The 2,068-nt window shown below is 56.9% G+C and carries 4 protein-coding genes (1 of these 4 cut by a window edge); 2 read left to right on the top strand and 2 right to left on the bottom strand.

From position 1 onward, the window contains the following. Both QVP67_RS02325 and QVP67_RS02320 read right to left on the bottom strand, forming a co-directional pair. Nucleotides 1-615, bottom strand: partial view of a chloride channel protein gene (locus tag QVP67_RS02325; RefSeq protein WP_022161946.1) — the 5' portion only. 1,200 nt of this gene lie to the left of the window's left edge; only the first 615 of its 1,815 coding nucleotides appear in the window; its start codon is at nt 613-615; its stop codon lies beyond the left edge, outside the window. Between the two features lie 4 nt (nt 616-619). Then, entirely contained in the window at nt 620-1,183 is a 564-nt protein-coding gene (locus tag QVP67_RS02320) for an L-threonylcarbamoyladenylate synthase (protein WP_022161945.1), read from the bottom strand. A gap of 81 nt (nt 1,184-1,264) precedes the next feature. On the opposite strand from QVP67_RS02320, the gene QVP67_RS02315 reads away from it, so the two are divergent. Beyond that, nucleotides 1,265-1,699, top strand: coding sequence for an acyl-CoA thioesterase (locus tag QVP67_RS02315; RefSeq protein ID WP_022161944.1), 435 nt, complete (start codon nt 1,265-1,267; stop codon nt 1,697-1,699). A gap of 21 nt (nt 1,700-1,720) precedes the next feature. Continuing rightward, nucleotides 1,721-2,068: methylated-DNA--[protein]-cysteine S-methyltransferase (locus QVP67_RS02310; RefSeq protein ID WP_288179817.1), on the top strand; the 348-nt coding region annotated here is incomplete at its 3' end.

Raw genomic sequence — 2,068 nt, 5'->3', positions numbered from 1 at the left:
CGCCGATATCAGCAGGGGCAGCAGCGACGACATGGTGAGGTCGATCATCAGCACCTCCAGCGTGAACACCAGTCCCGCTATGGGCGCCTTGAAGATGCCTGCCACGGCACCCGCCGCACCACAGCCCACGAGGAGCATCAGCGTGCGGTGCTCCATCTTGAAGACGGAACCCAGGTCGGACCCGATGGCCGACCCCGTCAGCACGATAGGCGCCTCGGCTCCAACCGAACCACCGAACCCGATGGTGATGGAGCTGGCGATGATGGACGACCACGTATTGTGCCGCTTGATGCGCCCCTGCCGCCGCGAAATGGCGTACAGAATCTTGGTGACTCCGTGGCTGATGTCGTCCTTCACCACATAGCGCACAAACAGTCCGGCCAGGAAGATACCCACTACCGGATAGACCAGATACAGGTAATTGGCCTCGGTCGTATCGAAGTTCTCCGTCAGGAAGTTCTGTATCCAGTGTATCAGCATCTTCAGTATCAGTGCCGCGAAAGCCGTGAAGATGCCCACCAGGAAGCTCAGGATGAGGATGAACTGTTTCTCCTTCAGGTTCTTCTCGCGCCAGATGATGAAGCGCTGCAATCTGCTTTTATGTTCTTTTGCCATTGCTCTATTCCCGGATTATTTTTATCAGTCCGCCCTTGTCGAGCTTGATGATGCTGGAAGGTTTGGGGTGTCCGGTCTCTTCCTGGCGGAAACCCACGATATAGTCGACAGCCGACTTGATTTCCTCGCTGATTTCGCTGAAGTTGGCGGGCGAGGGCTGTCCGCTGATGTTGGCCGACGTCGAAACGATGGCCTTGCGGAACTGCTGGCAAAGGCGTTTGGAGAACGCTTCGCTGGTGACGCGGATGCCTACGCTGCCGTCGGCGGCAAGCAGGTTGGGCGCCAGGTTGCGCGCTCCGGAGTAGATGATGGTGAGCGGCTTGTCGGCCAGTTCGATGAGGTCCCATGCCACTTCGGGCACGTCCTGCACGTAGAAGTCCACCTTGACGGCCGAGTCGACCAGCACCAGCATGGCCTTGCTGTCGGCACGTTGCTTGATTTCGTACACGCGGCGCACGGCTTCTTCGTTGGTAGCGTCGCACCCAATTCCCCAGATGGTGTCTGTGGGATACAATATCACCCCGCCCCGGCTCATCACCTCGCAGGCTTTTTTGATGTCTTCTGTCATTTCTTGCTGTATAATTTCATTGATTAAACACGCAAAAATAGTATTTTTGCAGCGATAACTAACAACGTTTCGAAGAAAACAATGGAAGAAATTCACTTTAACCACACACTGCCTATACAACTACGCTTTAACGACGTCGACAAGTTCGGACACGTCAACAACACCGTCTATTTCTCGTTCTACGATTTGGGCAAGACGGAATACTTCGCTTCGGTGTGTCCGCATGTCGACTGGGAGAAGGACGGCATTGTCGTCGTCCACATCGAAGCCGACTTCCTCTCGCAAATCTACGGTTCCGACCACATTGCCGTGCAGACTGCCGTCACCGAAATCGGTACCAAAAGCTTCCGGCTGGCGCAACGGGTCATCGACACGCTGACGAACGAAACCAAATGCGTCTGCACCTCGGTGATGGTGGCGTTCGACCTCACCAAACACGAATCCAAACCCCTGGAGCAGGACTGGATAGATGCCATCTGCCGATACGAAGGCAAAGACCTGAGGAAGAAGAAGTAACCTCCTTCACACACATGCGCCATGCCCTACCTGCAACCCTACCTCTCGCCCTTGGGACCGATGACGATGGCCAGCGACGGCCGTTGCCTGACCGGCCTGTGGTTTGACGGGCAGAAGTACTTCCCCGACCTGACGGCCGGCGCATACGAATGGCGCGACCTGCCCCTGTTCGGTGATGTCCGCCTGTGGCTGGCCGACTACTTCAGCGGTTGCCGGCCCGGTAGTACCCCACCCCTGCAACTCGCAGGAAGCCCCTTCCGCCAGCAGGTATGGAAGTTGCTGCAGGAAATCCCCTACGGACAGACGGTAACCTACCGGGACATTGCCCGCCAACTGGCCCGGTTGCAAAACAGCGACAGGGCTGTGGCT

Source organism: Bacteroides sp. CAG:633, from assembly GCF_000435115.1.
GTDB lineage: Bacteria > Bacteroidota > Bacteroidia > Bacteroidales > Bacteroidaceae > Bacteroides > Bacteroides ndongoniae.
The sequence above is the reverse complement of the archived record's forward strand: the minus strand, read 5'-3'. Positions and strand labels throughout refer to the sequence as shown.

Coding starts and splice junctions, on each gene's coding strand:
- QVP67_RS02320 (WP_022161945.1), bottom strand. CDS start 1,183: ATGACAGAAGACATCAAAAAAGCCTGCGAGGTGATGAGCCGGGGCGGG.
- QVP67_RS02315 (WP_022161944.1), top strand. CDS start 1,265: ATGGAAGAAATTCACTTTAACCACACACTGCCTATACAACTACGCTTT.